Here is a 23178-nt window from a genome sequence, read left to right as displayed (position 1 = left end):
TCACGCCGCCGATGACAGCTCGGAGGGCGGCGGGTCGCCATGCGCGAGACACCTGGTGACACACCGCAAAAGCTCGGACAGCTCACCGGACTTGCGCAGGAAGACTTCATCCGCGGCGCCAGGTCCACACTCCATGCTGCTGTGGACGATGCGCGGAATGCGGCACAGCCGTTCATCGGTGCGCAGCCTCCCGCAAAGCTCCAGGCCGCTCATTCCCGGCATCATCACGTCGGTGAGGATGAGGTCTGGCTTCAGCGACTGCGCGAGCGACAGGGCCACCTCACCATTCGGCGCGGAGGCGACCTCACAGCCCAGTTCTCCGAGAGCCTCGGTGTAGATTTCGAGGAGGGTCGAATCATCGTCGACGAGGAGGATGAGAGGCATGCGGGTGTCTCGGGGTGAGGCGGCCATGCCGCTGTTCCACTGGGATGGGGACGCGACGACATGGATGTGAATTCATCGGGACTCCGCGTTCGTCACGATGACGGTGCAAGCCATTCCATCCGCTCGGAGGTGTGAAGAATGTCGCCGAAGGAACGAGAGGCGCTGGAGCAGAGGATTCGCGAGCGCTGCACCCTGGAGGACACGGCGGGCGCCGTGGAAGCCGCGGTGGAGGGATATGGCCCGGAGATACGAAGACTCCTGGGGACGTTGTTGCGAGAGCCGGAGCAGGCGCGAGAGGCCTTCAGCATCTTCTGCGAGAGCCTGGTGAGGGACCTGCCAGGCTTTCGTTGGGAGAGTACTTTCAGGACGTGGGCCTATCGCGTGGCGCGGAATGTCGCGTACCGGATGGCCACCGCCTTCTCGCCGAGGAGGGAGCGGGTGGCGAGCCGGGAGATGGTCGATCTCATGCACGTCGAGCGTTCAGGCACGGCGCCCTGGCTCCAGACCCCCGTGAAGGACCGCTTCCGCTCCTTGCGCGCGCAGCTGGAGCCCGGAGAACGAAACCTCCTGCTGCTGCGCGTGGACCGTCGGATGTCCTGGCTCGACGTCGCTCGGGAAATGGGGGGCACCCAGTCCTCGGAGGGGCTCCAGCGGAAGGCGGCCGTCCTGCGCCAACAGTTCAAGAGTCTGAAGGAGCGGCTGCGTGAGCTGGCGCGGGATGACCGTCTGATTTCCAGCGCGTGACGCCCGGGGCATGAGGGGACGCCGGCCCCCGCCCGCCTGCCCGCCCTGTCGCTGCGCGAACCGGGGCGCGGGCGCACCCTTGAGGGGACTCGGCCCGAGCGGCGCATGGTGCGCGCGAGGCTCGTGGACCGCGGCGAAAGGGGCCTTGTCATGCTCACCGTGGGCGACCTGATGACCCGGGATGTCGTCACGCTGGAAGAGACCGATGACCTGGTCCGCGTGGATGACCTGCTGAAGCTCAACCACATCCGTCACCTGCCGGTGGTTCGCGAGGGACGGCTGGTGGGGTTGGTGAGTCATCGTGACTTGATTCGCGCGTTGGCGCGTCAGCTCGCGGCGCATCAGTCGGAGCCCATCTCCGTCGCGCGCATCATGTCGCGGGATGTGGAGATGGTGAGGTCGGACCTGCCCGTGCGGGACGGCATCTACAAGCTCCTGGACCACCGCTTCGGTTGTCTTCCGGTGGTGGACAGGGACAGGCGACTGGTGGGCATCATCACCGAGGCCGACTTCATGCGCATGGCGGCGCGGCTGCTGGATGCGGCCTCGGCGCGCAGGGATGACTCGGCGGGAGTCTCCGCTCCTTGAACGGGAGGGTGGGCGCATGCATGACGGACACGCCGTCTCAGGTGGTCCGCCCTCCGCGTCGGCGGAAGGCTCGTCGCGACATCACAGCGTATGGGGCTGGCTTCCAGGTGTGGTGCTGCTGGGCGCGTTCATCGCGTTCGTGGTGCTGCGCTTCGGAGAGGAGCGACAGTTCGCCCAGATGCTGAAGCGCGCGCGGCCGGAGTGGCTGCTGGCCGGTGCCGTGCTCCAGGTCTTCTCGTATCTCACGATGGCGGGCTGCTGGCTGGTGACGCTGAGCACGGCGGGGGTGAAGGCGCCGTGGATGCGCACCGCGGGGCTGGCCTTGATGAAGCTCTCCTTCGACCAGCTGGTGCCCACGGCGGGGATTGGCGGCTCGGTGGTGGTGATGAAGGGGCTTCAGAAGGAAGGGGCACCCCCTCGGGTGGCGACCGCCGCGTTGCTGGTGGACATGGTGTCCTTCTATGCGGCGCATGCGGTGGCCGTGGTCATCTCCATCCTCATCATCTGGTTCCGCGCGCAGCTCCACGCGGCCATCCTGGGGTTGGCCACGGCGTTCGCCGCGCTCGCTTGCGCGGTGCCCTTCGGAATCCTCTGGTTGACGCGGCACGGAGGCTGGCAGCCGCCGCGCTGGGCTCGGCGCATCCCCGGGCTCAGTGGCCTGCTGGAGTCCATCTCCCAGGTCCCGCCCGAGTTGGTGCGCGACAAGTGGCTGCTGGTGCGTGCGAGCGCGTTGCAGTTCGCGACCTTCGTGCTGGATGCGCTCACGCTCTCGTGCATGTTCTTCGCAGTGGGGCACCCGGTGGATTTCCCGGATGTGTTCGCCGCGTTCATGCTGGCGACGCTGGTGATGACCCTGAGCATCATCCCGGGAGGGGTGGGGACGTTCGAGGCCACCGCGGTGGGGACGCTGTCCTCGCTGGGAGTGCCCGTGGAGGTGGGGCTCACGGCGGTGATGTTGCTGCGAGGTTTCACCCTGTGGTTGCCGCTGCCGCTGGGCGTGGTGCTGCTGCGTCGGATGCTCGGGGTTCGGCTGCGTGACGCGATGTCGAGTCCGGGGTCCGAGTCGTCGGCCTCGCCCGTGGTGTCGTCAGAACAGCGGACCGCGTGAGGGGCTGACACGCTTTGGCTTGGCTTTCGCCGCGCGGGACCTGAGGATGCGCGCGCCCGAGCGGGCACCCATCCATGGAAAAACGCACTGACTGGTACGAGCACCCGGAGTACTACGAGGCCATCTTCGGCACGGACACCGTGCGGGAGGCGGATTTCCTCCAGGCGCTCAGCGCGCGTCATGGCACGGGAGGCTCGCAGTGGCTGGAGCCCGCGTGTGGCGCGGGACGGTTGGTGGCCGAGGCCGCCAGTCGCGGCATGAAGGTGGCGGGCTACGACATCTCCGAGGCCATGCTCGCGCATGCGCGCAATCGGCTGACTCCGGCGGAGCGTCGTCGGGTGAAGCTGGCCCCGTCGCGCATGGAGGAGTTCTTCGAGCCCGCGCTGGAGGGGAAGGTGGATGTCGCGCACAACCTCGTCTCCACCTTCCGCTACCTGGACAGCGAGGCGGCGGCGCTCGCGCACTTGAAGGGCACGCGACGGCTGCTCAAGCCCAACGGCATCTATGTGCTCGGCTTCCACCTCACCGACTACTCGCGGAGCGTGCCCGAGCACGAGAGGTGGCTGGGGCGCGTGGGCAAGGACAAGGTCGTCTGCAACACCCACGAGGGGCTGCCGGACCGGCGCGCGCGGCGCTCACCCATGCGCAACCGACTGCGCATCACCGGTCCAGGGAAGGACTGGCTCATCGAGACGACGTGGTTCTTCCGCACGTACGACGCGGCGCAGGCGGGCAAGTTGTTCCGCGATGCGGGGCTGAGCGTGGTGGCCGCGTATGACTTCGACTACGACGTGAGCTCACCCGTGGCACGCGGCAGTCGGCGGCTGGACCGTGTCTTCGTGCTGCGGCCGGATGCAGGCTCGGTGGAGCAGGGGGCTTCCGAGAACGCGCCGGCGCGGAAGGTCGTCGCCGCGGCGAAGAAGCCGGTACCGAAGGTGACTCCGGAGAAGAAGGTGGCTGTGCCGAGGAAGACCTCTCCGGCGCGGAAGGTCGCCGCCGCGGCGAAGAAGCCGGCAGCGAAGGTGACTCCGGAGAAGAAGGTGGCTGCGCCGAGGAAGACCTCTCCGGCGCGGAAGGTCGCCGCGACGAAGAAGGTGGCCACTGCGCCGGATGCGACTACTCCGACGAAGAAGCTGGCCACGGCGCCGGATGCGACTCCTCCGACGAAGAAGCTGGCTACGGCGCCGGATGCGACTCCTCCGACGAAGAAGCCGACCCGCCGACGAAGCTGACTCCGAAGCAGGCACTGGCTTCGTCACGGACGAAGCCTCCGGAGCGGGCGCTGAAGTCCTGGCGAAACGAGACCCAGCGAAGGCTGGGTCTGTGTTCAGGCGTCCGCCCCCGCCTTCGCGAGCACGTAGCAGAGCTCACGCAACGCGGCCCGTCGCATGGAGTCCACGTCCGGGAATCCCTCGTCGCGTGCGGCCTGCTGGATGGGACTTGGAACCATCCGTCCCTGATGCTCCTCGAAGTACCAGGCCCACAGGGCGCCCTCGGTGATGCCCGCGTCCTCCAGGCGTGGCGCTGACAGGCCCGCCTCCGTGAGCACTTGTTCCTTGTCTCGGGCTCTCTGTACCAGCGCGCCGTATTCGCCCGTCAGGCGCAGGTGGTCCGCCAGGTGGCGCAGGACATCTGGCTCGAAGAGGGTCTCCACCCAGCGCACATGAGACTCGTCGCGCAGAAGGCGAGGGGCATCGTCGACGTACTGCTCCGACTTCCATTGCTCGAAAGTCTCGAGGGTGAGCTGCCGCTCCTGCCGCAACGCCTCTTCCGTCGCGCGAAGCTCCGCCACGCCCGGCTCCCGGCCCAGCCGTCGCGCTTCCTCCACGGCGAGCGCACGCGCCATGCTCGACCGTTGCGCCTCCTTCAGCCCGCCACGCAGTCGCAGTTCATCGAGCAGCGCCTCGGACGACACTCCTTCCAGGGGATTCGCCGCGTAGCGCAGCGGCTGTCTGCCCGCGCGCCGCCGTGCCTCTTCCCACGCGTCGGTGTGCTGGAAGGGGAAGCGCGTCTGCTTGGGCGAGAGCCCCGCCTCCATCCGCGCCCGAATCTCGCGCAGCAGCGCCACCGCATCCGCGCGCTTGGCGTCCACCCGGCCCCGCGGCAGCCAGGCCTTGAGCGCCTCCAGCTCCGCGCCAGGAAGCCCCTCTTGCGCGGCTCGCGTCAACACCGTGGGCCACACCCGCTCCACGTAGAAGAGGGACTTGGCCAGTCGCTCCAACGCCGCGCGAGTGCTCTCACTCACCACGTTGCCCAATCGAGCCGCCGCCAGCGTGGCGCGGATGTTCACCATCGCCTCGGACAGGGGCCGCCAGTGGTCCTCGGCGCTCGCGTGCGCCACCGCCACCTCGTCATCGTCCTCCAGCACGCCTCGCCGGAAGTCCTCGAAGATGGCGCCGACTCCCTCCATTCCGAAGGACGTCAGCTCCGCGGCGCGCAGCGCGCCCATGCTCGCGGCGCCGAAGACGTGGATGCCTTCCGCCAGGGCCCAGAGGATTTCCTTGTGCCACACGGCGGGCACATGCTCGAAGAATCCGTCGATGATGCCGATGGCCACCGGCTTCTCCAACGTGGCCCGGTAGACGTCACCCTGTTGCACGGGAGGCAGGTACACCACGTCCAGCTCCTGGCTCGCCTCTTCGGGGCGCAGCGTGGGGCCCGTGAAGATGAACACCTTCATGTCCCATCCCCTCGCATGGCGCGCAGTGCGCGAGGGCCCGGGACATAGCCCGGTGCTTCATGTGTGGGCTCCAGTCCGGGCACCACCACGCGCACCACGGGCAACCCCAGCTCCGGCTTCGTCAGGTCCACCACGACCACTTGTGTCACTCCCGCCGCGCGCACCTTCGCCAGCACCCACTCGAGGTCCTCCTCGAACGTCTCCGCATCCTGATGGGGAGCATCCTGGAAGCGGCGCACCGGCGGCTCCTCGCGCAGCCGCGTCCGGAGCCGCTCCGCCACCACGCCTTCCCGAGCCTCCTCGTACGCCTTGCGGTGCAGGTCATCCCTCGCCCCGCTGATGCGCGTGAGCCGACTCTGCGCCGCCTCTGTCAGAGCCCGCAGCAGCGCCACGCCCCGCGACGGGTGACAGCCCATGCCGCCCGCCACCGCCACGGGGCGCAAGGGCTCCGACTCCCGGTCGACGATGTAACAGGCGAAGGCGGGCACCCCGACATCGCTCGTTGTCTCCCAGACGCCCACGGCCATGCCCGCGCGCGCATAGGTCTCCAGCACCTCGCGACAGGCCGCGTCGTCCACGGTGCCCAGGTCCAACCGCGTGGCGGCCTGGCTCCGTTCTCCACCCGCGTGCCACAGCGCGGTGGCGTCACGCTCCACCACCTCGCACAACCCATGGAGCGTCGCCTCGAGGACGTGATTCCCCGAGGCCAGCCCGTTGCTGCTCATGAGGAACGCGCCACTCCCGGTGGGAAGCGGCAGCGTGAAGTCGGTGTGCACCATGTCGAACGGCACCCACAGCGGACCGCCGCCGAGCAGGTCCACGCCTTCCACCCAGAGCATGCGCCAGTTGGGATGGAACAGGCTCACCGACAGGCGCGGCAGTCCCGCCACGTCGACCACGGGCGAGCGGAAGCGCAGCTCGTTGTACGTGGCCAGCTTCAGGGGCAGCGAGATGTGCTCGGCATGGTAGCCCTCCACGGACTCCATCACCCCGGACGCCTTCGCCGCCGCGAGCGTGACGCCCTTGCCCTGGGACACCGCCAGCGAGCGCGCATTGGGCCGCGTCACCATGACGACGGGGATTCCAATCGTGTCCAACCCCGTGACGTTGGCGATGCGGGTGATGCCCAGGACGGGCATGAGGCGTCGCACGCGCTCCAGGGTCTGCTCGGGCGACATCACCCGATGTGTCCCGTGTCGGAACGGCTTGGGCGTCCCGGAGGAGGCGGACGGGGAAGAGGAGTCGAGGGCCGCGGTGCGCATCAAGGCTTGGAGTCGGAGAGGCGGGAGGTGGGCGGGCGGGAGACGGGGTCCTGCTGGCCAGCCTTGAGCCGCATGTCCGGCGAGTAGCTGAGGAGGATGCTGTTGAGGTTGAGCAGGAAGCAGGTGATGGGCTCGGCCCTCCCGCCCACGGGGCTCTCGCTGCTCGTGGCGGGCTTCCGGGGCTCGGGCAGGTTGGCCACCACCGCCTCGTTCTCGAGCAGCGGCTTGAGGGCGCTGCTCAGGCTCTCGCTGTCGAGGGAGATTCTCTCCGCGCTCTGCCACATCTCCGGCTTCACCCAGTAGAGATTCCCATCGGGTGCGTAGATGAGCAGGTCCGACTGGTCCACGATGCACTCCGCGCGAGCCTCGATGGGCGGGAACGTGGAGTCCTTGGGCTTCGGCTGGGCGATGACCCAGGAGTGTTTCTCGCTGGATACCAGGCCGGTGACTTCCACGACGGACGGGTTGGGCTGGGAGATGGCGATGGAGCCATCTCCGGTCTCCACCCGGAAGGTCATCTGGTCCGTCACGTTCTCCAGCTTGTCGGGAGACTGCGTGGGGACGCCCCACACCGAGAGCTTCGTGCTGAAGCCTTCCAGGATGGTCACGCTGTCGGGCTTGAAGAAGAAATACGAGTAAGGGCCTGCCATGCGCACCTCGGGAATGGGCCACGGGCCTTACGCCCGCGACGGGGAAGGAGCACGTCGGTCAATCCGTCACAGATAGCAGAGTCGCAGCGCCGACTCACACGCCTGGCGCAACGTCGCCCGAGCGTCCTCCAGGCGCCGTGCGTCCTGGTGCTCCAGGGCTGTCGACAGCGGCTGGGTGAGCGCGTCGGGGAGCCGCTGTTGATGGTGGGCGAGCAGCGCCCGCGCGTGCTCCAGGGCCTCGGTCAGCCGACCCTGCTCCAGCTCCACGGCGAGCAGGGGCCAGCGCGCCATCCACTGGAAGGGAAACACGAGCGAGAGGGGCTGCCACAGGCGCAGCGCCTCGGTGGCCTCCTCTCGCGAAAGCACGGTATCCCCGGCCCGCGAGGCCACCCACGCCCGGTGGGCATGCGCCGCGCCCTGGTAGTCGGCCATGCCGGAGCGCGTCGCCAGCTCGAGCGTGCGCGCCGTCGTCTCGCTCGCGGCGGACACCTGCCCGCGCAGCCGGAGGATGACGGTGAGATAGCTCAGACACCGCGTCTGCAACGTCACGTCACCCAACCGCTCCGCGCCCTTGAGCGCGTCCTCCATCCACGACTGGGCCTCATCCAGGGCGCCATGGAAGAGCAACACCATGGCGACCACGCACCGGGCTCCCGCGTGCTCCGCGTCCCCCTCTGCCTCCAACGCGGCTTCCGCGTAGGCCCGGGCGTGGGCCACGGTTTCCGTTGATGCTTGATAGCGCTCGCTGCGCAGTTGCATCTGTACCAGCGAGTTGAAGAAGCGCGCGCGTTGCAGCGGCGTGCCGTGGGCCCTCATCACCGGGCGCACGCCTTCCACCAGGGCCCGCATCTCGTCGAGCTGGGCCAGCCAGTAGTGGACGGTGATTCGCTCGCCCTGCAGTTGCACCCATTCATGCCACCAGGCGGCCTCGACCTGGCCCGGGGCGGAGGAGACGCTGTCGGGCATCGGGCCCAGCTCGGCTTGAGCCTGGGCATAGACGCGCAGCGCTTCCTCGTTTTGATGGTGCGTCTGCAAGGACTTGCCCACCTTCCGCAGCACGTTGGCGCGATGGACGGGCTGGCTTTGCTCAATCCGTGCCAGGGCCTCCAGGAACGCTTGTCGCGCTTCCTCCTGCCGTCCGGTGAGCGCGAGCACCTCGCCCAGTCCCTCCCAGACGGCGTCCAGGGCCACCGTGCTCGCGTCCGCGGCGGACGCATCCGCGTTCCGGGTGGACGCCGCGGCCTCGCGCACGGCGGACTCGTAGAAGGTGATGGCGTCGCCGTTGGCGTAGGCGGCGCGCGCCGAGTCTCCCGCGCGAGCGAACCACACGCTCGCGCGAGTCGGCACGCCGGCGCGAGACCAGTGGTGGGCCAGTGCCGCGGCCTGGGGCGTGAGTCCCCTCGGTGCCCCCGCCTCGCGCAGCTCCAGGCCCTGGGCGCAGCGGTGGTGCAGCACGCGACGCTGTTCGTCGGCGATGCGCGCGTAGGCGACCTCGCGCAGCTTGTCGTGGACGAAGCGCAGCCGGCCGCCGCCGGACTCCTCGAGGACCTGCCGACGGCGCAGCTCCTCCACCGCCTCCAGCCCCGCGCTCTCCGGCAGCGCGGCGGTGGCGAGCAGCAGCTCACCATCCAGCTCGCGCCCCAGCACCGACGCCACCTCCGCCAGCGCGCGCCCGTCCGCGCCCAGGTCGGACAGCCGGCGCTCGATGAGCTCGGCGATGCTGCCCGGCAGGGGCAGGGGACGGCTGCCCGCGGTGCCGCCTGCTTCGAAGAGCCACTCCCCCGACGGCGCGCGGAAGAGCAGCCCCGCGTCGATGGCGGCGCGCAGGTATTCGGCGATGAAGAAGGGGTTGCCGCTCGTCTCGCGCACGAGGGCGTCGACGAAGGGGCCGGGCACCTCGCGCAGCGCCAGCATGCCGCGCACCATCTTCCCCGCGCTGGTGGCGTCCAGCCGGCCCACTTCCACGCGCACCGCGTCCGGCGCGCCCACCACCGCGCGCAGCGCCGCGCCCATCTCGTCCATCCGGTACGTGCCGACGAGCAGCACGGGGCGCGATGCCAGGTGCCGCGCGTCCAGCTCCAGGAGGAAGCTCAGCGTCAGCTCGTCCGCCCACTGGAGGTCGTCCAGCACGAGCAGCAACGGCTGCGCTTCCCCGAAGGCCCGGAGCGTCTCGCGCAGCGCGGCCAGCACCCGGGCGCGTGCCTCTGGAGCGGGCAGGGGCGGGGGCTCGGGTTGCTCTGGCTGGCCGGGGAGTTGGATGAGGGAAGGCTCATACGCGGCGAGCACGCGACCGCGCGGGCCGAGCAGGCGCTCCGCTTCGGCGGCGCCGCGCTCGTTGCACCGGTCCGCGACGGCCAGGAGCAGCGGACGCAGCGGGTGCAGGGGCGAGGCATGCAGGTCCGCGCCGCCCATGGCCACCGGGACGCACTCGCCCGTCACCACCGTCATGCGCCGCCAGCCGGCTTCCGACGCCAGCTCCAGCGCCAGTCGCGTCTTGCCCGCGCCGCTCTCTCCGCCCAGGAAGACGCGGCCTCCCTGGCCTCGCGCCGCCGAATCCAGCGCCTCCGTCAGCCGTCCCAGCTCTCCGCCGCGCCCGGCCAGGTCCGGACGGTACAGGTAGGCCGGCGTCCGGGGCGTGGTGGCGGCGCCTTCCTCGCCTTCCTCCGCGCCGAGCGCCTCCAGCGCGGACGACACATCCTCCGCGTAACCGGGCCGCTCCTGGGGGCGTTTGGCGAGAAGCCGGAGCACCAGCGCGTCCAGCTCCGCGGGCATCCCCTCCACGCGCAGCGACGGGGGAACGGGCGCCAGGTGCAGGTGCTGGTGCGGCAGCGGCCCCTCGCGGCCGGGAATGAAGGGGGGCCGTCCGGTGAGCTGCTCGTAGAGCATGCACCCCAGGGCGTAGAGGTCCGCGCGGGCGTCCACGTAGTCACCCCGGAGCTGCTCCGGGGCCATGTACGTGTCGCTCCCCACCACGGCGCCGCTCACCTCCAGCGTCTCCCGTCCCCGCGAGCCTCCGAAGCGCGCGGCGATGCCGAAGTCCACCAGCACCGGCGTCCCATCAGGACGCAGAAAGACGTTCTCCGGCTTCAGATCTCGATGCACCAGGCCGTTGGCGTGGAGGAAGGCCAGGGCCGAGCACAACCTCCGCATCAGGGTGAGCGTTGCGTTCAACTGGGACGCAGCCAGTGCGTCGGAAGAGGGGACACGAGTCGCCCCACGGAGTGTCTGCCCCCGGAGCAGCTCCATGGCGTACCAGGGCAGTCCGTGTGCCACCCCCTCCGCGACGATGCGTACGACTCCAGGGTGCCTGAGGCGGCGCAACGCATGGATTTCCCGACGGATGCTGGCCAGCGGCACCTCGGTGGCCGCACGCACCGTCTTGACGGCGGCGGCCTCGCCGGTGGCTGGGTTCCACCCTCGGTAGACGACTCCCATGCCTCCCTGGCCGAGCACCTCGAGCAGCTCGTAGGGACCGATTTTCGCTCCCACGCCGGGCAGCTCTGGGAGCATCGCTGGTGCCGTCATAGGGGCTCCGAGCATAGCGACACCCCCTGGCACGTCCCATCTGCGTCGCATCTGGACGCAGCTGCGTTCCACTTGGACGCGGTTTCGGGCCTCTAGAGCCCCCCTCTCCGGTCAACCCCCTGAAAAGACGTGAAACGGGGTGTTGGCATGAACCACGCATGGTGTTTCCGCGTGGCGTCGCGAGCAACCGGGCGCCCAGCCGTCAGCGAGGTTCGGGAACGCGGAAGGAGGGGCCGCTCCTTCCGCGTTCTTCATCTCCGCTACACTGCCTCCTTCCGAAGCGGCCCTTGGCGGGTACTCTCGGATGGCACCGGACGGAGGCGAGTGGATGCACGAGGAGATGCCGCAGCTCATGAGCGCGCTGCGGGGGGCGAAGGATTTCGAGACGGCCGCGGCCACCACCCTGAAGCGCATGTTGGCCGTAGCCCAGGACGCTGTTGCGTCCAGTCGGTACGCAGCCCGCGCCCGAGTGCTCCGAGGAATCGTCCACCTGCGCCCAGGCGAGGCTTATCGTCGCCTTGCCGCGCTCGATGTGGGAGCAACAGAGATTACGGATGCGAGTGTGGGGACCCCGTTCTTCACCTCGGCCACGGCGTGGCGCGCGGTGGTGGAGCACCGCTGCGCGGTGTCCATCGACGTCAACGTGGGCACGGTGCAGCCGCATGCGCCGGACGCGCCCGTGACGGGTGACCCGGGACTGGCGGGCTTCCACAGCAACGAGAGCCGACAGCGCTTCCTGGGGCGCCATGCGACGCACGTCTGCGTGCTGCCGCTGCGCACGCCGGGCGGCAGCATCGAGGGGATGATTTCCCTGGAGGCTGATTGTCTGGCGGCGATGGGGCAGGAGTTCGTCTGGCGCGAAGCCGGCGAGCAGCTCCAGTTGCTCGCGGACGTGGCCTCGCCGTACCTCGCGGGGCTGCCGCAGCGTCCGGTGGCCACGCCGGAGGTGGACGAGTACCTGCCCGTGGTGGGCCGCTCCATGGCGGAGCTCCTGCCCATCCTGCGCGTCTTCGCGTTGCAGGATGAGACCATCCTCATCAGCGGCGCGACGGGCGCGGGCAAGTCGCGGCTGGCGCGCTGGTGCCACGAGCGCTCCAACCGTCGCGCCAAGCCCTTCGAGACGTTGGATTTGGTGACGGTGCCCGAGGACCTCCAGATGGCGGAGCTCTTCGGCTGGAAGAAGGGCGCCTTCACCGGTGCGGTGAGGGACGCGCCCGGCAGCGTGGCGCGCGCGGATGGCGGCACGCTGTTCATCGACGAAATCGACAAGCTGTCGCTGAAGGCTCAGGCGGGTCTGCTGCATCTGCTGGAGTCGCGCAGCTACCGGCCGTTGGGCGAGGGCACCGGCGAGCGACAGGCGGACGTGCGCTTCATCATCGGCACCAACGCGGACCTGCACGCGGAGGTGCGTGCGGGCCGCTTCCGCGAGGACCTCTACTACCGCGTCAACGTGCTGCCGGTGCGCATGCCGGCCTTGCAGGAGCGCCAGGACGAGATTCCGCTCTGGGCCCAGTACATGGTGAACCGGCGGCACCGCGAGCGCTCCCCCGAGGGCAACGCGCGCGTGACGCAGGACGCGGAGCGAATGCTGGTGGGCAGCTCGTGGCCGGGCAACCTGCGGCAGCTCGACAACATCGTCCGCCGCGCCTACACGCTGGCCATGGTGGAGCACGCCGTCTCCGGTGGAGAGCTGGTGCTCCACGAGAAGCACGTCGCGCGGGCGCTGGACTACGAGCAGGCGCCGGGCAGCAAGCCGCTGCCGGAAGCGCTGCGGGCCGCCGCGCAGGCGTTCGTCGCGGAGGCGCGGCGTCGCAACGCGCCTCTGGACCTGGACCTGGCGGATGCGTTCCGCGGGCTGGTGCTGGGCATGGCCATCCGGCAGGTGGGGCGGGACGACGGCTTCAAGCTGTTGGGCCGCGAGAGCCTGGTGAAGAACCGCAACCACCACAAGGCGCTCAAGCGCGAGCTGGAGAAGGTGGAGGCGCTCTACAAGGCCCTCGGTGAGGAGAGCTCGCCCTTCGCGGACCTCCTGTCCGAGGACGAGGCGGCCTGAGTCCGGCCAGTGGCCCGCGGTACAATCCTCGTCGAGAGGAGCCGTTGCTAGCTTCCGGGTCCACGATGCCCGGGGGTGAACCGTGAAGCTCCTCTCGAACAGCGCCATCGTCACGGGTGGCGCGCAGGGAATCGGTCTGGCTGTCGCCTCGCGCCTCATGCGCGAGGGCACCAGCGTGCTGGTTTTCGGACGAACGGAGACGAAGGTGGCGGACGCCGCCGAGCGCCTCAATCGCGAAGCGGAGGGGCGTGCTCGCGCCGTCCCCTTCGCCGGGGACGTGTGTCGGGCGGAGGACGTCGCGCGCGCCCACGCCTTCGCCACGGAGCAGTTGGGGCTGCCCGGCATCCTGGTGAACAACGCGGGCTCACTCTCCCTGACGCTGCTCGTGGACCTGCCCGAGGAGGAGCTGGACCGCGTGCTCGCGGTGAACCTGAAGGGGCCCTTCCTGATGCTGAAGACGTTCGCCCGCGCGCTCATCGCCGAGAAGCGCGCCGGCGCGGTGGTGAACATCACCTCGGTCTGCCAGGAGGTGGTGACGGAGGGGTTCGCTCACTACTCCGCCTCCAAGGCGGCGCTGGCCCAGCTGTCGCGGTCAGCGGCGCTGGAGCTCGGGCGCCATGGCATCCGCGTCAACGTCGTCGCGCCGGGCGCCACCCTCACGCCCGTGGCCGCCGCCTTCATCGACGAGCCGTCGGTGCGCCGCGAGCTGCTCGCGCGCACCCCCCTGGGCCGCGCCCATGGGATGCCCGAGGACGTGGCCCGCGCCGTCACCTTCCTGTGCTCGGAGGAGTCCTCCTGGGTGACGGGAGAGAGCCTCTTCGTGGACGGTGGCAGCCACCTGCGGGGCCTGCACAGCTACTGGGACACGCTGAATCCACCCCGGTAGCCACCGCCTGAAGCGGGGGCGATTCCCGTCGCGCCTCGCGCCAGCTCGTCACACACGAGCGCCTGGAGCCGGAAGGCCATTCGCGCCTCCTGGATGATTTCGCGCGCCTCGTCCTCTTCCAGCTCCAGCCCGTCGATGCGCGAGTGGAGCCGCACGCGGAACTCCGAGAGCTCCGTCGGCGTGGCCGTGCCGTGGAACAGCGTGCCGCGCGCGTCCTCCAGTTCGAAGGCGTTCGAGATGACTCGCGCGCGCTCCGGCGCGGCGAAGAAGTCCAGCACGCACCGCGCATAGACATGCGCCACGAGCAGATGCGGCGCATCCTCCGCCACCTCGCGCAGCCGCTCCGCGTGCAGGCGCGTCTCCACGCACGCGAAGGTCTCCGTGCGCGTCTCGCCGCAGAAGTAGGCCAGGTCCGCTTCCAGCGCGCTGGCGCGGCGCAGCTCCGGCATCAGCAGCACGGGCGTCAGCGCGGTGCGGGCCACGCGCGGCAGCACGCTCTCGAACGTCGCGTAGAGCACGTGGAGCTGGCGCAGGTAGCTGACGTAGTGCTGGGCCCGGACGAACTGGCCGTAGATGCCGTCCCAGCTGTCGACGAAGAGGGACTGGAGGAAGACGGAGCGCTCGGCCTGCTCGTGGGCCCGCGCCGTGCCTTCCGTGAGCAACACGGAAAGGGGTGCCGCTGTCGCACGGGGCTGCGTCGCCGGGGCAGTCGCGTCCGCCTCGCTCTCGCTCAGTCGCCGCACGCGCGCGGACTGCTCCGTGCGCGACACCCTCAGGGTGCCGGTGGCGCTCACTGCTTCCACCCGCCCAGCAGCGAAGGCATCGACTCGGAATCGGACCCCTCGGCGTGGCCCTGCTCCGGCTCATCCAGGTTCTGCAGCGCCTCCGCCATCGTCAGGCCAATGGCGCGGAGGACCTCCTCCTCCACCCGAATCGTCACCGGACCCAGCGCCAGATGGATGTGACCACAGGTGCAGCGCGTCACCTCGGCGCATGGCCCCCGCGCGAGCACTCTCTTGCCGCATCCCTGACCGAGCATCTCGTGTCTCCTTGATTTTGATTTTGATTATCGAAATCAACATGATGATGCGCGAAACCCGCCCGGGAGTCAATCCCGAGAGGGCGCGGTGGGGTTACGGCGTGTCGGTGGGTGCCACTTCCGTGTCGGTGGGAGACGGTGGCGTGTCGTCGGTGGGGGACGGCGCCATTTCGTTGATGAGAGACGGTGGCGTGTCGTCGGTGGGAGACGCTTCCGGGTCGGGCCCGGCGCCGAGCGGCTGGCGTTGCTCGTCCCTGAGTCCGACGAGGACGCTGGAGCCGTTGGTGGCGGCGCGCAGCTCTCCGTAGCGCGCACGGGCGTAGTGGTCCGCGTGACCTTCCTGGAAGAAGAAGGACTCGGCACCCAGGCGTGTCCTGCCTTTGCGCGTGCGGTAGCTCAGCTTGAACTCGCCGGGGGCGAGGGGCTGGTCGGGGCTGTCCATGCGCACGAAGCGGCCGACGCCGTGTTCATCCAGCTTGAGCACGAGCAGGCCGGAGCTGGGGCCGTCGAGGCCGTCGACGTTGAGGGCGCGGGTGAGGGCGTAGTCGAGCACCATGTAGTCGCCCTGCATCAGCGAGCGAGGGTCTCGAGGGGCCAGCTCCAGCAGCACGGTCTGCCCGGTGGCGAGGACGTGCTCCTTCTGGGCGACGAGGCCGAGCGGAACGAGGAGCGCGAGCGCGAGTCCGACGAAGAAGAGGATTGAACGCATCAGCGTGCCTCCGCCGGCGTGGAGGCCGTGGGGTAGCGCCGTGTGAGGACCCATCTGAGCGCGAGCAGGACGAGCCCACTGCCGGCCAGCGCGATGGCCTTGGCCAGCAGGGTGAGGCCCAGGTCGTAGTAGTACCAGGCGCCCGAGGCGATGAGGAACGCGACGGCGATGCCGAGCAGGATGCTGCTGCGGCGATGGAAGCCGAGCGTGAGCAATCCGACGGCGGCGATGACCGCGGGCGTGTGCGGGGTGATGAGGGCCGTCACGGTGAGGGCGGCGAAGACAGCCGCGCCCGCGACGCCGGTGGGGTCCAGCTCCAGCTCCCTCATGACGTTCCAGGCGGTGAAGAGGGTGATGGTGGTGAGGCCCACGGTGAGGGCGGGGATGGGCAGGGCCGCGCGCTCGAAGAGGAAGGTGCCGATGACGTCGGGCAGGCCTCGCGCGAGGAGCACGAGCGGCAGTCCGCTCGCGAGCGCGAAGGCCGCGGGGCCGACGAGCGCGCCCCGGGGACCGGCGCTCAGGCGCGACTGGAAGAGGAAGAGGCCGTGCGCGAGCGCCGCGCACGCGAGGATGCCGAGGTCCAGTCCCACTCCGCCCAGCGCATCCCAGAGGATGAAGAGCGCGGCGCCAGCCATGTTGAACGTGGCGAGGAAGCGCATGACGGGGTCTGGGAAGGTGACGAGCAACGCCGCGCAGACGATGAAGTGCGCGACGGCGGGGATGATTTCGTCACGGGCCATGAAGGCGATGCCGCTGGTCGTCAGTCCCACGCCGGCCAGAGCCAGGGCGAGGGCGAGTTGCTCCAGGAAGGCACCCTGGCCCGAGCGTCGGAGGAAGGTGGCGCCGACGCACAGCAGGACGCCGAGGCAGAGGAGGGCGGCCTCTTCCTTGTAGAGGCCGGTGCAGCCGAAGAAGCTCAGCAGGAAGGCGGCGGACACCCAGGCACCGAAGCCGGCGAGGGCTTTGACGAACCAGGGTGTGGCGGTGCTGGAGCGCTGGTGGACCTCCAGGGTGGCGAGCGCGCGGGCCTCGGCGTGCTTGTCGAGCTGGTGCTCGCGTTGGAGTTCCTGGATGACGTGTCGCAGGGAGGGACGCAGGGACATGTCAGGACTCCTCGGTGGCGCCAGTGGCGCGGGCCTCGGCGCGCAGCCAGCTGACGGCGAGCGCGACCTGTCCGATGAGGACGAATGGAAGGATGAAGAGGGTGAGCTCGTCGGCATCCATGTCGACGATGAGGATGCGGCCCGCGACGGTGGTGATGAGCGTGATGAGGCTGAGCACGCCGATGGTGAGCAGGAACAGCTCACCGTGAAGGTGGCGGTGGAGCGCGTATTCGGCGGCGAAGGTCGCGACGAGCAGGAGCAGGGCGACGACGGCGCCGGAGCCGACTTCGGAGGGGATGACGATGAAGGCCTCCCCGGCGGCGAGCAGGGGAGCGGTGGTCATCGCCGCGAGCACGCGAGGCATCCACCGGTCCTGGAGCCAGGGGACGCGCAGGTTGGCGAAGTGTTCGTAGGTGGCCCAGGCGAAGCCGTTGAGGAGGCCGAGAGCCACCGCGAGCCAGGTGATGAGGCGATCCGTGTCTCCGAGGACCTGCTGTTGGAACAGGACGAGGCCGGTGTTGGCGAGGATGACGAGCAGCATCCACAGGGGTGGGAAGCGCGACATGGCGACCCACGGGAGGATGAGGACGGCCCACCCGATGAACAGCTCGTATGGGTCCGCGCCCGTCTGGTAGGCCTGTCCGTAGACGGCGAGCAGCGCGCCGACGAGGACGGCGGAGGCGAGCAGGCAGAGCTGGCCCGCGAGTCTGTCGCCGAGCTTGCGAGCGCCCAGCGCGGTGCCGGCGATGGCGGTGGCGATGAGGCCCAGCTTGCCGAAGCGGTGCAGGGCGGCCCAGTTGTAGGCGAAGAAGTAGATGACGCCGGAGAGCACCAGCAGCGCGCCGAGTCCCAGCAGCGTGGACGACACGAAGCGGCGCCAGGCTTCGGCGGGAGGCGACGCGGTGGACAGGTAGAGCGCGCGCTCCAGGTTGGATGGAGGGATGACTCTGGCGTCCGTGAGCGCGCGGAGGCGCTCGGGGGTCGCATCGAGGTCGAGCAGGTCTTTCGGCACGGTCGCGCAGTGTAGCCAAGACGCGAGCGTCACGGGGTGCCGCGCGGGTGGGTTGCGAGCCCCGTCGTGTCCACGAGGGCGCGTGGTAGGTTGCCCGCGTCGCGAGCAGTCGAGGTCGGGTGGTGCCGTTCGGGAGGGAGCGGAGCCCATGTCCCAGGTCTCATCCGCCGTGCTTCGTGCCGTCGCGTGGTGGGTCTGCGTGTTGCTGGCCGGGTGCTCGACGACGAGCACGGGGCGGCACGAACGGTCTGGTCGCTACGAGCAGACGGTGGACTCGGCGACGAACGCGTGTCTGCGAAATCCCGCCTGTTACACTCAGGTGGGAGACGATGCCGTGTTGCCGTGGCTGTCGCGCGCCGCTTCGGGGGCGCGGACGGTGGTCGCGACGCTCCGGTTCCTGGAGGCTGCGGAGCTCGCCCAGGTCGAGGAGATCCTCGTGGACTGCGCGAAGCGGGCCAACCTCGAAGTGAATGAGCGGATGCTGGGAGAAGGGAAGCGACCGACCCGGGAGTGGTGTGAGAAGGAGGTGCGACGCGATGCCAGGAACAACGTGGTGACGTGGGCGATGGAGATGGGGAGTGCCAAGCACGAGGTTGCACTGGAATGTGCCCGTGCGCGATTGAGCGAGCGGTTCCCGGGGAGCTTCAGCGTGGAGCCGCGTTATTTCCCGGACGCGAGGACGAGGCAGTTGAGGCTGCTCGAACCAGACGAAGTGAGGCAGTGGCTCGCGGATGGACTGTTCCATCTCCTCGCGGGCACGTTGGTTCCCGATGTCGTGATACACGCGCAAGGGGACCCGCTGAAGACGCAGACTGCCTATGACTTCAAGTTTCCCTGTGCGAATCCGAGCGAACCATCGTGGAGTCCCTATCCGAGGGGTGGTCCACACTCGACGCAGGACCAGGGGGATGCCTACTTGAGGCTGCTGATGCTGCAGATAAAACCGGCGCGTGTCTCTCCCAGGTGGGGAATCTCACGATGAAACGCGCTCCCAAAATCCGCGCGCATCAGGACGTCGAGGGAGAGCCATTCCTGGTCCTTCGAGACAGCGTGAGCATCTCGTTCTATCTCCAGTGCGAGCACTCGCTGATTTCCCATCGGGTCCGACACGCCTTGGAGGTCTATCGCCGTGCGGTGGGGATGGATGCCTTGGATGAGTTCGACACCCAGAAGGGTGAGTGGGACGTCCTCGACGAAAAGGGATGGGGGCAGGTTGATGAATGGCTGTCGCGTCCCCACTCCGCGCGCATTCATTTGAGAGGCCGCGGAGGAGATGAACTGGCTTTCGGATTCACGTATCTGGGAAAGTCACTGGAGGATCCGCTCGCACGGTCTTGGGGCCTTGTGCCGACCTCAGCGGTGGAGTTCTGGCTGCCCACGGAGTTTCTGGAGGCACAGGGTCCAGCGCGGGTGCGCGCCCTTGTATTGGAATTGGCGGAGGGGCTTCCATTCAACTCAGGTGAGGTCGGACTCGCATTCCGGATGCGAGGATGGCTCCAGAGCAATATTCAACCGGTGCGTGCCGCCGCGCTTCGTCATCCTGGCATTGGCCTGTCGGGGATGGATGAACTCACCGACCAATTGGGTGCGATGATTCGTGGACCTGCCTGGCTCACCTTCTTGGGCTCTCCGGTCCTGGACAAACTGGGAGGAAGCGCGGGGCTCCGCGACCGTTTGACGTTTCCGGGGACCACGGTGCGGGAACTTGATGGCTCACGGGCCATGGTGTCCCTGGGCGAGTGGCCCGAGGCGGGAGACCTGGAGGCCGGAGAGAGACTGCCGCACTACCGCGAGCTGGCACGCGTGCTGGAGCCGTGGCTCTACAGACACGAAGGCCCATGGGGCGGCCTCACCCCAGAAGAAATCCGTCGCTGGGAGCGCCGCTTCCTTGATTGACTCGCGACCTTAAGGACACCGCCATGCACCACGTCGGACGCCGTCGCTACAGTCGATTCGTCGCTCGCTGCTTCCTCGTCCTCACCTGGGGCCTCGTGGGCACGGTCCACGCCCGCTCCGCGCAGTCCGCCGCTCCCGCCATGTCCTCCTCTTCCTCCGTCTCCATCCCCGGCCCCCAGGCGCTCGCGGCGCGGTGGGAGCAGGTCCACTCGAAGGCGCTCCCGGTGGCGCCGCTCGTCCGGCACCCCGACGTGGAGCAACACCTCAAGGCCCTCCAGGCCCGCGCTCCCGACTTGTTCCAACTGGAGGTCGCGGGGCACTCGGTGGAAGGGCGCGCGCTCTACCACGTCACCCTGGGCACCGGTCCGCGCCACATCCTGCTCTGGTCGCAGATGCACGGCGACGAGCCCACCGCGACCACCGCGCTGCTCGATTTCTTCGAGTATCTCCGCACGCATCGCGAGGAACCGTGGGTCGCGCGGCTGCTCTCCAGCCTCACCCTCCACGCCGTGCCCATGCTCAACCCCGACGGCGCAGAGCGCTTCCAGCGTCGCAATGCCCAGGGCATCGACATCAACCGGGACGCGCTCGCGCTCCAGACGCCCGAGGCCCGCACCCTCAAGTCCCTGCGCGACAAGTACCAGCCCTCCGTCGGCTTCAACCTCCACAACCAGAGCTGGCGTCACGCGGTGGGCGACACCGGTCGCCCCGCCTCCATCTCCCTGCTCGCCCCCGCCTTCGACCGCGCCCGGAGTGACAACCCCGGACGCATCCTCGCGAAGAAGGTCTGCGCGGTGATTCGAGACGCCGTGGAGACGCTCGCGCCCGGGCAGGTCGGCCGCTACGACGACTCCTTCGAGGTGCGTGCCTTCGGCGACAACATGACGCTCTGGGGAACGCCCACCGTCCTCATCGAGACCGGCGCATGGCTGTCCCTGCCGCCAGACGAGCCCCTGGTCCGCCTCAACTTCGTCGCGCTCGCCACGGCCCTGGATGCCCTGGCGAATGGCCAGGCCGAAAAGGCCGACGTCTCCCGCTACGACTCCATCCCCGAGAACGAGAGCTCCGGCCTCGTCCACCTGCTGCTCAAGGGCGTCGGCATGTTCGGCGCGGACGGCAAGCCCTTCACGGGCGACGTGGGCATCGCCGTCAGTCGCGCGGTGCGCGGTCAGGGCAAGAAGCTCCTGCTCGCGCACGTGGGCAAGGTCGAGGAGCTGGGCGACCTGCGCATCCTCGGTGCGGTCGAGACCGTGGACGGCAAGGGACTCTTCGTCGTGCCGCTGACGGGCAAGGGCGCGAAGCCCGGGGACACGTACCGGCTCACCCGCCCCGCGAAGCAGTCCCTGTCACTGGGCCAGCGCGCGGACCTGATGCTCCTGAAGCCGCTGGAGGCATCCAACACCTATCGCATCGAACGCGTCATCCGCTTCGACCCCTGAGCCGAGCCGCTACGGAGCTTCCGCCTCCAGGAACGCCTTCAGCTCCGGAAGCACGCGCTCGGGGCGCTCCTGATGAGGGCTGTGCGCCGCGTCCACGCGCAGCAACCTCGCGCGCGGAAAACGCCGCAGGGCCTCCTCGGCGAGCGACAGGGGCAGGACGTCCTCACGCTCACCCCAGATGAGGAGCACGGGGACCTTCACTTCGGCCAGCCGCTCGCGGTGGTGGAACACGGGCCCCGTGAGGGGCACCAGTCGATTGAAGGCCCGCGTCGCCTCGTCACGTCCGCCAGGGGCCGACACCAGCTCGTACCCCAGCTCCCCGAGCCGCAATCCCAAGGGCGTCGGAACCGGAGGCATCATCCGCGCCCAGGCCCAGGGCCCCAGGGAGCGCGCCAGTCGCTCCGGCCCCGCGCGGAAGAAGACGCGGGCCTTGCGCTCCAGCTCCGGACCCAGCCCCATGCTGTCTACCAACACCAGCCGCTCCACCGGCACACGAGCCCGCAGGCTCAGCTCCAGCCCCACCAGCCCGCCCAGCGAGTGACCCACCACCGCCACGGGCCCAGGGGCGAGCCGCTCCAGGAGCGCCTCCACCGGGTCGGTGAAGAAACGCACCCCCTCCTCGGCCGAGCGGACGGGGCCCTCTCCAGGGGACGACATCCCGAAGCCCGGCAGGTCCACCGCCAGCACCCGGTGCCCCCGCGCCAGGGCCGTCAGGTACGCGAACCACGTCGAGGCCGCCCCGCCACGCCCGTGGAGGAGCACCACCGTGGGGCCCTGGCCCCCCTCCAGCACCCGCAGCGCGCCCCCTCCAGGCACCCAGTGCACCGTCGCCTTCACCCCGGGGGAGAGCTGTGCCAGCAGGCTGGCCTCCACCGGGCCCGCCGTGGGGGACTTCGCCAGGGGAGAGCCCTTCATGGCCCGTCCTGGGGCCCCACCGGGCCGCGCGGGGTGGTACAGAGGGTGGGGGGCAAGAGGGTCATGGGGTGGAGCCCTCCGGGGGGCCGACTCGGAACTTACTGGAATGCCCGCCCTTCTGCGGTGTTGAGCCCGATACCCGGTCAACCCTAGGCTGCCCGCCGCCAGTCCTTACCGAGGCGTCATGAACACGGACATCCGCGCGCTAAACGAACGCGTGCAGCAGGAAAGCAGCTTCGTCGAGGTCCTCAACCAGGAAACCGGCAAGGTCATCGTCGGCCAGCGCTACATGCTGGAGCGCATCCTCATCGGCTTCTTGTGCAATGGCCACGTGCTGCTGGAAGGCGTGCCCGGTCTCGCCAAGACGCTCACCGTGCGCACCGTGGCGGACGCGCTCAGCGCCAGCTTCATGCGCATCCAGTTCACCCCGGACCTGCTGCCCGCCGACGTGGTGGGCACGATGATCTACAACCAGCAGGCGGCGAACTTCACCGTCCGCAAGGGTCCCATCTTCGCCAACATCGTCCTCGCCGACGAAATCAACCGCGCGCCCGCCAAGGTGCAGTCCGCCCTGCTGGAGGCCATGGCCGAGCGACAGGTGACGATTGGCGACCAGACCTTCGGGCTGCCCTCGCCCTTCCTCGTCCTCGCCACGCAGAACCCCATCGAGCAGGAGGGCACCTATCCGCTGCCCGAAGCGCAGGTGGACCGCTTCATGCTCAAGGTGAAGGTGGGCTACCCCACGCGCGACGAAGAGAAGGTCATCATGGACCGCATGTCCGGTGGCACGACTCCGCGCGCGCAGAAGGTCATCGCGGTGGAGCACCTGATCCGCGCCCGCGAGCTCGTCCACACCATCTACATGGACGAGAAGGTGAAGGAGTACATCCTCAACGTGGTGTTCGCCACGCGCGAGCCCGCCAAGTACGGCCTCAAGGACCTGGCGGACTACATCCAGTTCGGCGCCTCGCCGCGTGCCACCATCTCCCTGGCGCAGGCCGCGCGCGCGCATGCCTTCCTGCGCCACCGGGGTTTCGTGACGCCCGAGGACGTCAAGGCCATCGCCTTCGACGTGCTCCGCCACCGCATCGCCATGACGTACGAGGCGGAGGCCGAGGACCTCACCCCGGAGAAAATCATCCAGCGCGTGTTTGATCGCGTCGAAGTTCCCTGACCGCCCGACGA

General features: G+C 69.3%; 21 protein-coding genes. 10 read left to right on the top strand and 11 right to left on the bottom strand.

The genetic code is table 11. The features are described 5' to 3' along the window. Positions 1-384 carry a PleD family two-component system response regulator gene (locus tag HUA78_RS04175; protein ID WP_174461526.1) on the bottom strand — a complete coding sequence of 128 codons (384 nt, stop codon included), beginning with the start codon at positions 382-384 and terminating at the stop codon, positions 1-3. A gap of 138 nt (positions 385-522) precedes the next feature. Here HUA78_RS04175 and HUA78_RS04170 point away from each other — a divergent pair, with 138 nt between their 5' ends. The 4 genes from HUA78_RS04170 to HUA78_RS04155 all read left to right on the top strand — a co-directional run bounded on the left by HUA78_RS04170 (position 523) and on the right by HUA78_RS04155 (position 4056). Continuing rightward, positions 523-1128 (top strand): RNA polymerase sigma factor, encoded by a 606-nt coding sequence (locus HUA78_RS04170; RefSeq protein ID WP_174466353.1) that lies wholly within the window; start codon positions 523-525, stop codon positions 1126-1128. A 150-nt stretch (positions 1129-1278) separates the two neighbouring features. After that, positions 1279-1716 carry a CBS domain-containing protein gene (locus HUA78_RS04165; RefSeq protein WP_174475707.1) on the top strand — a complete coding sequence of 146 codons (438 nt, stop codon included), beginning with the start codon at positions 1279-1281 and terminating at the stop codon, positions 1714-1716. A gap of 16 nt (positions 1717-1732) precedes the next feature. Further along, a complete protein-coding gene (locus HUA78_RS04160; protein WP_254623538.1) occupies positions 1733-2824 on the top strand; it encodes a lysylphosphatidylglycerol synthase transmembrane domain-containing protein in 1092 nt (363 codons plus the stop codon). A 74-nt stretch (positions 2825-2898) separates the two neighbouring features. Beyond that, positions 2899-4056 carry a methyltransferase domain-containing protein gene (locus HUA78_RS04155; protein ID WP_371745490.1) on the top strand — a complete coding sequence of 386 codons (1158 nt, stop codon included), beginning with the start codon at positions 2899-2901 and terminating at the stop codon, positions 4054-4056. A gap of 95 nt (positions 4057-4151) precedes the next feature. Here the strand turns inward: HUA78_RS04155 and HUA78_RS04150 are convergent, their stop codons facing one another. The 4 genes from HUA78_RS04150 to HUA78_RS04135 form a co-directional block, all read right to left on the bottom strand. Then, entirely contained in the window at positions 4152-5504 is a 1353-nt protein-coding gene (locus HUA78_RS04150; RefSeq protein ID WP_174466352.1) for a TfuA-like protein, read from the bottom strand. Beyond that, positions 5501-6766 carry a YcaO-like family protein gene (locus tag HUA78_RS04145; RefSeq protein ID WP_174475705.1) on the bottom strand — a complete coding sequence of 422 codons (1266 nt, stop codon included), beginning with the start codon at positions 6764-6766 and terminating at the stop codon, positions 5501-5503. Before HUA78_RS04145 ends, HUA78_RS04150 begins: the two co-directional genes overlap by 4 nt. Beyond that, positions 6766-7416: a hypothetical protein gene (locus HUA78_RS04140; RefSeq protein WP_174453092.1), complete on the bottom strand. Its 651-nt coding sequence runs from the start codon at positions 7414-7416 to the stop codon at positions 6766-6768. The genes HUA78_RS04145 and HUA78_RS04140 overlap by 1 nt, the downstream gene beginning before the upstream one ends. Positions 7417-7482: 66 nt before the next feature. Then, complete coding sequence (locus tag HUA78_RS04135) at positions 7483-10941, bottom strand: serine/threonine-protein kinase PknK (protein WP_254623537.1); 3459 nt, start codon at positions 10939-10941, stop codon at positions 7483-7485. Between the two features lie 328 nt (positions 10942-11269). On the opposite strand from HUA78_RS04135, the gene HUA78_RS04130 reads away from it, so the two are divergent. Continuing rightward, complete coding sequence (locus tag HUA78_RS04130) at positions 11270-12994, top strand: sigma-54 dependent transcriptional regulator (protein WP_174453647.1); 1725 nt, start codon at positions 11270-11272, stop codon at positions 12992-12994. A gap of 82 nt (positions 12995-13076) precedes the next feature. Further along, a complete protein-coding gene (locus HUA78_RS04125) occupies positions 13077-13880 on the top strand; it encodes an SDR family NAD(P)-dependent oxidoreductase (protein WP_141647960.1) in 804 nt (267 codons plus the stop codon). On the opposite strand, the gene HUA78_RS04120 is transcribed toward HUA78_RS04125, so the two are convergent. From HUA78_RS04120 to HUA78_RS04100, 5 genes are all read right to left on the bottom strand, one after another. Further along, positions 13850-14674, bottom strand: a complete 825-nt coding sequence (locus tag HUA78_RS04120; RefSeq protein WP_174461636.1) for a biliverdin-producing heme oxygenase — start codon at positions 14672-14674, stop codon at positions 13850-13852. The genes HUA78_RS04125 and HUA78_RS04120 overlap by 31 nt on opposite strands. Next, complete coding sequence (locus HUA78_RS04115) at positions 14671-14919, bottom strand: hypothetical protein (protein ID WP_174461519.1); 249 nt, start codon at positions 14917-14919, stop codon at positions 14671-14673. The genes HUA78_RS04120 and HUA78_RS04115 overlap by 4 nt, the downstream gene beginning before the upstream one ends. Before the next feature lie 94 nt (positions 14920-15013). Next, positions 15014-15628, bottom strand: a complete 615-nt coding sequence (locus tag HUA78_RS04110; RefSeq protein ID WP_141647963.1) for a GDYXXLXY domain-containing protein — start codon at positions 15626-15628, stop codon at positions 15014-15016. Further along, complete coding sequence (locus HUA78_RS04105; RefSeq protein ID WP_174475703.1) at positions 15628-16731, bottom strand: DUF4401 domain-containing protein; 1104 nt, start codon at positions 16729-16731, stop codon at positions 15628-15630. Before HUA78_RS04105 ends, HUA78_RS04110 begins: the two co-directional genes overlap by 1 nt. 1 nt (position 16732) lies before the next feature. Further along, complete coding sequence (locus HUA78_RS04100; RefSeq protein ID WP_174475702.1) at positions 16733-17743, bottom strand: DUF2157 domain-containing protein; 1011 nt, start codon at positions 17741-17743, stop codon at positions 16733-16735. Positions 17744-17891: 148 nt separating this feature from the next. Between HUA78_RS04100 and HUA78_RS04095 the strand changes: the two genes are divergently transcribed. The 3 genes from HUA78_RS04095 to HUA78_RS04085 are packed head-to-tail and all read left to right on the top strand — an operon-like array spanning position 17892 to position 21078. Continuing rightward, positions 17892-18725: a hypothetical protein gene (locus HUA78_RS04095; RefSeq protein WP_174475701.1), complete on the top strand. Its 834-nt coding sequence runs from the start codon at positions 17892-17894 to the stop codon at positions 18723-18725. Beyond that, positions 18722-19639 carry a type VI immunity family protein gene (locus HUA78_RS04090; protein ID WP_174475700.1) on the top strand — a complete coding sequence of 306 codons (918 nt, stop codon included), beginning with the start codon at positions 18722-18724 and terminating at the stop codon, positions 19637-19639. The genes HUA78_RS04095 and HUA78_RS04090 overlap by 4 nt, the downstream gene beginning before the upstream one ends. A 23-nt stretch (positions 19640-19662) precedes the next feature. Beyond that, on the top strand, positions 19663-21078 hold the full coding sequence (locus HUA78_RS04085; RefSeq protein ID WP_174475699.1) for a M14 metallopeptidase family protein: 1416 nt from the start codon (positions 19663-19665) through the stop codon (positions 21076-21078). Between the two features lie 9 nt (positions 21079-21087). Here HUA78_RS04085 and HUA78_RS04080 read toward each other — a convergent pair whose 3' ends face one another. After that, positions 21088-21993 carry an alpha/beta fold hydrolase gene (locus tag HUA78_RS04080; RefSeq protein ID WP_174475698.1) on the bottom strand — a complete coding sequence of 302 codons (906 nt, stop codon included), beginning with the start codon at positions 21991-21993 and terminating at the stop codon, positions 21088-21090. Between the two features lie 184 nt (positions 21994-22177). Here HUA78_RS04080 and HUA78_RS04075 point away from each other — a divergent pair, with 184 nt between their 5' ends. Further along, entirely contained in the window at positions 22178-23167 is a 990-nt protein-coding gene (locus HUA78_RS04075; RefSeq protein WP_174461512.1) for a MoxR family ATPase, read from the top strand. Positions 23168-23178: the final 11 nt, after the last annotated feature.

Source organism: Myxococcus sp. CA033 (assembly GCF_013336625.1).
Lineage (GTDB): Bacteria > Myxococcota > Myxococcia > Myxococcales > Myxococcaceae > Myxococcus > Myxococcus llanfairpwllgwyngyllgogerychwyrndrobwllllantysiliogogogochensis.
This window is presented reverse-complemented; position numbering and strand designations above follow the sequence as displayed.

What these genes read in the sequence shown, in the direction of transcription:
- HUA78_RS04175 (WP_174461526.1), bottom strand. Translation starts at nt 384, where the DNA reads ATGCCTCTCATCCTCCTCGTCGACGATGATTCGACCCTCCTCGAAATC.
- HUA78_RS04170 (WP_174466353.1), top strand. Translation starts at nt 523, where the DNA reads ATGTCGCCGAAGGAACGAGAGGCGCTGGAGCAGAGGATTCGCGAGCGC.
- HUA78_RS04165 (WP_174475707.1), top strand. Translation starts at nt 1,279, where the DNA reads ATGCTCACCGTGGGCGACCTGATGACCCGGGATGTCGTCACGCTGGAA.
- HUA78_RS04160 (WP_254623538.1), top strand. Translation starts at nt 1,733, where the DNA reads ATGCATGACGGACACGCCGTCTCAGGTGGTCCGCCCTCCGCGTCGGCG.
- HUA78_RS04155 (WP_371745490.1), top strand. Translation starts at nt 2,899, where the DNA reads ATGGAAAAACGCACTGACTGGTACGAGCACCCGGAGTACTACGAGGCC.
- HUA78_RS04150 (WP_174466352.1), bottom strand. Translation starts at nt 5,504, where the DNA reads ATGAAGGTGTTCATCTTCACGGGCCCCACGCTGCGCCCCGAAGAGGCG.
- HUA78_RS04145 (WP_174475705.1), bottom strand. Translation starts at nt 6,766, where the DNA reads ATGCGCACCGCGGCCCTCGACTCCTCTTCCCCGTCCGCCTCCTCCGGG.
- HUA78_RS04140 (WP_174453092.1), bottom strand. Translation starts at nt 7,416, where the DNA reads ATGGCAGGCCCTTACTCGTATTTCTTCTTCAAGCCCGACAGCGTGACC.
- HUA78_RS04135 (WP_254623537.1), bottom strand. Translation starts at nt 10,941, where the DNA reads ATGACGGCACCAGCGATGCTCCCAGAGCTGCCCGGCGTGGGAGCGAAA.
- HUA78_RS04130 (WP_174453647.1), top strand. Translation starts at nt 11,270, where the DNA reads ATGCACGAGGAGATGCCGCAGCTCATGAGCGCGCTGCGGGGGGCGAAG.
- HUA78_RS04115 (WP_174461519.1), bottom strand. Translation starts at nt 14,919, where the DNA reads ATGCTCGGTCAGGGATGCGGCAAGAGAGTGCTCGCGCGGGGGCCATGC.
- HUA78_RS04110 (WP_141647963.1), bottom strand. Translation starts at nt 15,628, where the DNA reads ATGCGTTCAATCCTCTTCTTCGTCGGACTCGCGCTCGCGCTCCTCGTT.
- HUA78_RS04105 (WP_174475703.1), bottom strand. Translation starts at nt 16,731, where the DNA reads ATGTCCCTGCGTCCCTCCCTGCGACACGTCATCCAGGAACTCCAACGC.
- HUA78_RS04095 (WP_174475701.1), top strand. Translation starts at nt 17,892, where the DNA reads ATGTCCCAGGTCTCATCCGCCGTGCTTCGTGCCGTCGCGTGGTGGGTC.
- HUA78_RS04090 (WP_174475700.1), top strand. Translation starts at nt 18,722, where the DNA reads ATGAAACGCGCTCCCAAAATCCGCGCGCATCAGGACGTCGAGGGAGAG.
- HUA78_RS04085 (WP_174475699.1), top strand. Translation starts at nt 19,663, where the DNA reads ATGCACCACGTCGGACGCCGTCGCTACAGTCGATTCGTCGCTCGCTGC.
- HUA78_RS04080 (WP_174475698.1), bottom strand. Translation starts at nt 21,993, where the DNA reads ATGAAGGGCTCTCCCCTGGCGAAGTCCCCCACGGCGGGCCCGGTGGAG.
- HUA78_RS04075 (WP_174461512.1), top strand. Translation starts at nt 22,178, where the DNA reads ATGAACACGGACATCCGCGCGCTAAACGAACGCGTGCAGCAGGAAAGC.